At 39.8% G+C, this 658-nt stretch carries 1 protein-coding gene; it reads right to left on the bottom strand.

The features are described 5' to 3' along the window. A partial coding sequence (locus DMO16_RS24030; protein WP_164989031.1) for an IS110 family transposase occupies positions 1-418 on the bottom strand: 418 nt, incomplete at its 3' end. Positions 419-658 lie beyond the last annotated feature (240 nt).

The raw sequence follows: 658 nt of genomic DNA, 5'->3' as shown, positions 1-658 counted from the left end.
CATGATAATAACGGGAAAGAGAGCGCATTTGATCATAATAATCGTCTTGTGCGATTTTATTTTTTCTGTCCGAGGTAAAATGAGTTTGAGCGAGCCGATGGGCATCGCTTTTATCCGTCTTATGCATTCGCATAGAAGCCGTTTGAAGTTTAGATTCGAGAGGATTTAATAAGCAATAAGGAAAACCATGATCGTTCATAAATCGCTCTAATTGGCGGGAGTAAACTCCTGTGGCTTCAAAGACAATTTCTGGTGTATGTCCATCCTGCTGAACAAGTGCGACAATGCGCTGATACAGTTTCTCAAAATGAATCTTATTATGTAGTATTTCTCCTTCAAAAACACAACACCTCGAGGTGTTGTAAATCACCATATAACTTTTTCCCATACTTACGTCAAAAGCAATAATACTCATCATTACGTTCCTCCCTCAAAACGATTGCAGAAGTCCTCACCTATCCCTATCGATTCCATTTTCTTTTACACGATCTCAACGGATCCAACATACTGAAACTGATTCATATAAGGACGGTGAAGTTGGTCTGTTTTGCGTGCGAACTTAAAGTTCCGGGGCTGCCTCGACCTATTCTTCACCTCTACAAAAAAATAGTAGCACAAACCATGGCCGTGGTTTGTGCTACTAATCTTAGTATGTTTT

This window comes from Fictibacillus sp. S7 (assembly GCF_004127935.1).
Taxonomy (GTDB): Bacteria; Bacillota; Bacilli; order Bacillales; family Fictibacillaceae; genus Fictibacillus_C; species Fictibacillus_C enclensis.
This window is presented reverse-complemented; position numbering and strand designations above follow the sequence as displayed.